This window comes from Streptomyces sp. NPDC002690, from assembly GCF_053592415.1.
In genome coordinates this window covers 21,711-28,022 of the sequence record NZ_JBSFVR010000058.1, presented here as the reverse complement: position 1 = coordinate 28,022, position 6,312 = coordinate 21,711, and the positions used below count along the sequence as shown (strand labels likewise).

The 6,312-nt window shown below is 71.6% G+C and carries 4 protein-coding genes; all 4 read right to left on the bottom strand.

Features of this window, described 5'->3' with window-relative positions; genetic code table 11:
• Positions 1 to 111: 111 nt before the first annotated feature.
• The 4 genes from ACWD3D_RS10870 to serA all read right to left on the bottom strand — a co-directional run bounded on the left by ACWD3D_RS10870 (position 112) and on the right by serA (position 6,082).
• Positions 112 to 852 carry a dienelactone hydrolase family protein gene (locus tag ACWD3D_RS10870; protein ID WP_451460567.1) on the bottom strand — a complete coding sequence of 247 codons (741 nt, stop codon included), beginning with the start codon at positions 850 to 852 and terminating at the stop codon, positions 112 to 114.
• Between the two features lie 216 nt (positions 853 to 1,068).
• Entirely contained in the window at positions 1,069 to 1,665 is a 597-nt protein-coding gene (locus tag ACWD3D_RS10865) for an SMI1/KNR4 family protein (RefSeq protein WP_451460566.1), read from the bottom strand.
• A gap of 71 nt (positions 1,666 to 1,736) precedes the next feature.
• Positions 1,737 to 4,226 (bottom strand): Tox-REase-5 domain-containing protein, encoded by a 2,490-nt coding sequence (locus ACWD3D_RS10860; protein ID WP_451460565.1) that lies wholly within the window; start codon positions 4,224 to 4,226, stop codon positions 1,737 to 1,739.
• A gap of 263 nt (positions 4,227 to 4,489) precedes the next feature.
• Positions 4,490 to 6,082 carry a phosphoglycerate dehydrogenase gene (gene serA, locus ACWD3D_RS10855; protein WP_328719253.1) on the bottom strand — a complete coding sequence of 531 codons (1,593 nt, stop codon included), beginning with the start codon at positions 6,080 to 6,082 and terminating at the stop codon, positions 4,490 to 4,492.
• Positions 6,083 to 6,312: the final 230 nt, after the last annotated feature.

Sequence of the window (6,312 nt, the reverse complement as noted above, 5' to 3'; positions counted from 1 at the left end):
CTCCACCGCGGGTGCCATGCCCGTTCCGTCCGGGTCGCAGCACATCCTCTTCCCGTTGGGCGGGGCGGTCGCGAGCCGGGCGTCCGGTGGACACCACCTGCGGGGTGTCCCTCAGCTCAGATGCCGGGTGAGGAAGCGGGCCGCGTCCTCACCCGCCGATTGCGGGACGCCTGTGTGGCCGCCCATGCTGGCGAGCAGTGTCTTCTCCTCGGAGCCGAAGGCGTCGAAAAGGTCCAGGGCCGCCTGCCGGTCGTTGTTCTCGTCGTCCCACTGCAACAGGACGTGGAGCGGAATGGTGACCCGGCGGGCCTCCTCCTGGATGACGCGCGGCACGAAGCTCCCGGCGAACAGAACGGCGGCCGTGACGCGTGGCTCGACCAGTGCCAGCCGGACTCCGATGGAGATCACTCCCCCCGAGTACCCGACCGGGCCTTCGATACCGGGCAGTGCGAGGAGGGCGTCGATGGCGGCCCGCAGTTCGGGGACCGCCTGCTCGACCAGCGGGAGGACGAGGGCGTCGACGGTCTCGTCACCGACGGGTTCACCGGCCTGGAAGGCCCGGCGCATGTCCGCACGAGCTTGGTCGACGGCGGCCAGACGGGGGCGGTCGCCGCTTCCCGGGAGTTCGATGGTGGCTGCGGCGAAGCCGTCGGCCACGGCCTGCCGGGCCCGCCCCACCAGCCGTGGGTACATCTTGCCCAGTCCGAGCGGGGGGTGGCCGAGCAGGATCAGCGGCACCGGTGCGGAGGCGGATTCCGATGCGGGCGTCCACAGGATGCCGGGGATGTCGCCGAGGGTGAACCCGCGCTCGAGAATGTTGTCGTCGAGGCGTTGTTCGGAAGTGAAACGCATGGTCGTGCCTTTCGGGAGAGCTCGTAACGGCGCTCCCGGACGACCTATCGCCCGACCGTGACCCCGGAGGAGAGCACCACAGTGAATGGGTTCACGGGTACCACCTCCTTGTTCTCTCGCACGGCCTCCGGAAGGCTAGCACCCCGGCCGTGCTCCGGCCGACGGGGTTCTGCGGGGCGGGGGACCGCGGGCCTGTCCAGTAAGCGCCGGGCCGCGTCAACGGCTCGCCAGCCAGCCGCCGTACCAAGCGCGGAAGCCGGGACTCACCGGTGTGAAGCCGCCCCAGTCCGGATCGACGCACCAGACCTCCCCCGCGTACGGGCCGTTGAGGACCAGCCGGAGGAACATCGCGCAGCCCTCTTCGGCCAGCATGAGCGTGCCAGGTGTCAGTTCTTCGAGCCCCGGTGCCCCGATCCGGCCGGGCAGCGGTCCGGTGAGCGGGAACGGCTCGGAGAGCCGGCCCGGCCGCCGGTCTTCCGCCCACTCGTCGTCCACGGCCCGGTCGTCCTCCTCGGCCGCCTCGTCCGCCTCGGCCGCCTCGTCCTCCTCGGCCGCCTCGGCGCCGAGGGAGACCAAGGGCATCAGCCCATGAGCCGGCCCGGCCGGGCCGTCGCCGACCTCCGCGACGAAGGAGCGGTACTCGACCGGCAGGGCGATCCCGTGGAACTCCTCGAACGCCCGGATCTCCGTCTCCGTCAGCCGGGGCGCCAGCGCGTACCGATGGGTCCGTGCCCCGAACCGCGCGAATCCGGGGTCCGCCGCGGCCATCTCCCGGATCCGCGCGCGGACACCGTCCCCGTCCCAGTACTTCACCCGGCGACCGTACCAACGGCGCCGACGGGATCGACCGGCTGTCGTCCCGCTGCTCCGGGGCCGGACGGCCTTCAGTCGAACGCGCCCGGCTTCCGCGCGCTGTCGATCGGCTTCTGCGCGGTGTGCACGACCTTGATCGGCAGTCCCTCCTCGCGGAAGGCGGCGCGGGCGGCCTTCGCCACGTCCGGATCGGAGAAGTGCCATTCCACGGCGCGCCCTCCGGACGCCTCCACCTGGGCGCGCGCCTCCGCGAGGAACTTCTCCTTGCCGGAGGCGGTGAGCGCCGTCTTGCCCGGCTGGGCGAGGTAGCTGGTGTAGCCGTTCTTCGCCTCCAGGAACGTCTGCCTGCTGGAGTCCCAGCCGTCGTACTCGACCGCCGGCTTGCCCTCCTTGGGGCTGGGCACGACGTACTCCCGGCCCCGGACCGTGCCCGTGACCTGCTCCTGGTAGCGGAGCCAGGACTCATTGGTCCAGTTGGGCTGGGGGTTGCGGTCGCGGCTCGCCCAGTAGCCGTCGCCGAGGTCGGCGGAGCCGAGCTCGGGATCGTTCAAGTCCTTGGCCCAGGGGGCGGGTTCGTAGTTGCGGGGGTCCGAGGTGTCCCCGTGGCGGGGCTCGGGGTACTGCTTCAGGTCCTCGGCGGCCTTGCGGGCCCGCTCGGGCTCCTCCAGCCGCTTCTTCTCCAGCGCGGCGGCGCGGGCGTCGGCGCGGGCCTTCTCCGCGGCCTCCTTGGCGGCCGTGTCGCAGCCGCCCTCCGCGAGGACGATCCGGCCCGCCGGACCCGAGGCGAGAACGCCCGTGCCCGACCCGGCGACCCCTCCTCCAGCCGGGCGGTCGCCGCTCGGGCCCCTACGGACGAGCGGGCCGGAAGCGATGACGCAGCCGGTCTTGCGGGCCGCGTCCTCCGCCTTGTCCGCGGCCTCGTCGGCCTCTCTCGCCGCCTTGCTCAGCCCTTCGAGGTCACCCGCCTCGGCGGCCTTGGCCGCCCTTCGGGCCGCCGCGCCGGCGTCCCCGGCCGCCTCGGCCACCTCTTCGGCCGCCTTGCCGATCTTGCCGAGTTCGCCGACCTTTCCGGCGACCTTGCCGACGTCGTAGCCCGGGATGAAGAGCGAGCCGACGTTCCACAGCACGTCGGTGACGGCGCGGGTCTTCTCGCCGTTGTTCCACCGGTCTCGCACCTCGTCGCCGACGAACACGGTGTCGCCGACGCTGACGACGGTGTTGACCGATGCCTTGCCCCAGTCGAAGACCGCGCCCAGGTAGTCGCCGTCGCTCCATTTGCCCGAAGCGTCCGCGGAGTCCCGCATCCAGTCGTTGCCGAGCTGCTTGCCGTAGTCGGCGATGCCGGACCAGGTCTCCGGCTTGACGAGGCTGACGATGCCGGTGAGGTCGCCCCAGACACCGTCGACCGCGACGCCCTTCACCACCTGGGTGGTCTGGTCCCAGGCACAGCCGAAGAATCCCCAGCCGCCGCAGTCCTGCTCCTCTTCTTTCTTCCCCCCGTCTCCGGCGCCGTCCCCGTCGTCCTTGTCGTCGGAGGAGTCGGAGGAGTCGGAGGAGTCGGTGGCGGACGCCTGTGTGTCGTAGGCGGCTTCCGGCTCCTCGCTCGTCTCGGGGTACGTGTCCGGACCGGCGGAAGTACCCTCGGTGGAACCAGAAGTGGACCCCGTGGACCCCGTGGACCCCGTGGACCCGGTGGACCCCGAAGCCGACCCGCCCGCCGCCGAGCCCTCCGTGGAAGAGCCCCCGGCCGAGGAGCCCCCGGTGGTCGTACCCCCGGTCGTCGCGCCGCCGTCCGATCCGGTGCCGCCGGTGGTCGTCGAGGAACCCCCGCCGGTGGAGCCCGAACCCGACTCGCCGCCCGTACTGCTGCCCGTACCGCCGCCCGTACCGCTGCCCGCTTCCACCGAACCGCTGTCGGAGGCGGCAGGGCAGGAGGAGCCGGTGAGCGAGCAGATCGCGGACTGGAGGCCCCCGGTGATCCGGCCGCCCAGACCGGTGGCGGTGAGCGCACCGACGAGCGCGACGACGATGAGGACCAGGCCCAGGTACTCCAGCGCGGTCTGACCCCGGTCGCGACGCCAAGTGATCATGTGCGGGAGCGAGAACTCCGGCTTCGCCACCCGGCGTCCGGGCGGCAGCAGGAACCACTCCCGGCTCCGACGCCGGAAGAGGAGGACGAGAACCACTGCGGGTACGGCGAGTTGGGTCAGGCCGTGCGGCGACCCGTCGGCGAGGTTGGAGACGCCACCGGCCACCAGCCAGAGCTGGAGGGCGATCAGCGCCCACCTGACGCCGCTGCCACCCTCGTGCAACCGGCGCGAGAGCCACCAGGCGAGCGCTCCGGGCAGGGCCGCCCAGGCGGCGACACCGAGGAGGCGTCCGCCCACCGCGTCCACCGCGAAGGCGGAGCCGAACAGACCGACCGCGCCCACCGCGGTCGCGGCGGCCAGCACCATGAGGAGAATCTGCGCCAGGGCCAGCGCGCGCGGCAACGGCTGTCTGCCGCCGGGCGCCGGAGCCCCTGCGGCCCCGCCTACGGGTATCCCACCGACTGCCGACATGCTGACCCCAACCCCCGGTGCCCGTACGCGACACGACTGCCGCACACGCTAAGGGCGTTCGGCCGTCGGAGTCGTGGGCCCCAGGGCCCAACTCCAGGCCCATACCGGACTATTCAGTCGGCCGGAAAGAGCGGGCGGGGCACCCGGGACGCCTCGCGAACCGCGGGAACGGCGAAACACCCGGGGCCCGCACGTCTCGGAAGACGTACGGGCCCCGGGTGTGAGGATCACTGCGTGCCGAGGCACGCGGTGCGGGAAACGGCTCAGGCGACGAGGTTCACCGAGCGGGCCATGGCGGCCCCGATCTCCTCGGAGATCTCGTTCAGCACCGACTGCGGGACGGTGTCGTCGACGGTGAGGACGACGACCGCCTCGCCGCCCACGTCCGCGCGCGAAACCTGCATGCCCGCGATGTTCAGACCGGCCTCGCCGAGGATGCGGCCGACGGTGCCGACGACACCGGGACGGTCCTGGTAGCGCAGGACGATCATGTGGTCGGCGAGCGCCAGGTCCACGTCGTGCTCACCGATGGCGACGATCTTCTGCAGGTGCTTGGGGCCGGCCAGCGTGCCGGAGACCGAGACCTCCTCGCCGCCCGAGAGGGTGCCGCGCACGGTGACGACGTTGCGGTGCTCGGCCGACTCGGAGCTGGTGGTGAGGCGGACCTCGACACCGCGCTCCTGCGCGAAGAGCGGGGCGTTGACGTAGCTGACGGTCTCGTCCACGACGTCCTCGAAGACGCCCTTGAGTGCGGAGAGTTCGAGCACCTTCACGTCGTGCTGGGTGATCTCGCCGTACACCTCGACGTCGAGACGGGCCGCGACCTCGCCCGCGAGGGCGGTGAAGATGCGGCCGAGCTTCTCGGCGAGCGGCAGGCCCGGGCGTACGTCCTCGGCGATGACTCCGCCCTGGACGTTGACGGCGTCCGGCACCAGCTCGCCGGCGAGCGCGAGACGCACCGAGCGGGCGACGGCGATACCGGCCTTCTCCTGGGCCTCGTCCGTGGAGGCGCCGAGGTGCGGGGTGCAGACGACCTGGTCGAACTGGAAGAGCGGGGAGTCCGTGCAGGGCTCCTTGGTGTACACGTCGAGGCCGGCTCCGGCGACGCGCCCTTCCTTGAGGGCGGAGTAGAGCGCCTCTTCGTCCACGATGCCGCCGCGGGCGGCGTTGACGATGCGCACCGAGGGCTTCACCTTGTGCAGCGCCTCGTCGCCGATGAGACCGAGGGTCTCCGGCGTCTTGGGCAGGTGCACGGTGATGAAGTCGGAGACCTCCAGCAGCTCGTCCAGGCTGAGGAGCTTGACGCCCATCTGCGCGGCGCGGGCCGGCTGCACGTAGGGGTCGTACGCGACGATCTTCATGCCGAAGGCGGACATGCGCTGGGCGACCAGCACGCCGATGCGGCCGAGGCCCACGACGCCGAGGGTCTTCTCGCTCAGCTCGACACCCGTGTACTTCGAGCGCTTCCACTCGCCGTTCTTCAGGGCGGTGTTGGCCTGCGGGATGTGGCGGGCGGTGGCGACCAGCAGACCGCAGGCGAGCTCGGCGGCCGTGACGATGTTGGAGGTCGGTGCGTTCACGACCATCACGCCGGCCTTGGTGGCGGCGGAGACGTCGACGTTGTCCAGACCGACACCGGCACGGGCGACGACCCGGAGCTTCTTCGCCGCGGCGATGGCCTCGGCGTCGACCTTCGTGGCGGAACGCACCAGGATCGCGTCGACATCGGCGATGGCCGGGAGCAGTTCGGCGCGGTCGGCGCCGTTGCAGTGCCGGATCTCGAAGTCCGGTCCCAGGGCGTCGACCGTGGCGGGCGACAGCTCTTCGGCGATGAGTACGACAGGTTTCGAGCTCACGTGTGTCCTCACAAATCCCAGTGCGGACGGCCGTCCCGACGGCCGCAGGCGGTGGAGGCTAGCCGCGTGGTAGACGCACGACACTGTGGGCCCTGACGCGTAGATGTGTTGAGCAGTGTAGTCATGCGCCGGGGCGTTGAACGCTCCCCGGTGGAAGGATCACTCATCCGAGGCTGGACAGCCTGTACATACGTACGACCGCCGCTCCGTGACGCTGTCCTTCCGGTCCG

What these genes read in the sequence shown, in the direction of transcription:
- ACWD3D_RS10870 (WP_451460567.1), bottom strand. Translation starts at nt 852, where the DNA reads ATGCGTTTCACTTCCGAACAACGCCTCGACGACAACATTCTCGAGCGC.
- ACWD3D_RS10860 (WP_451460565.1), bottom strand. Translation starts at nt 4,226, where the DNA reads ATGTCGGCAGTCGGTGGGATACCCGTAGGCGGGGCCGCAGGGGCTCCG.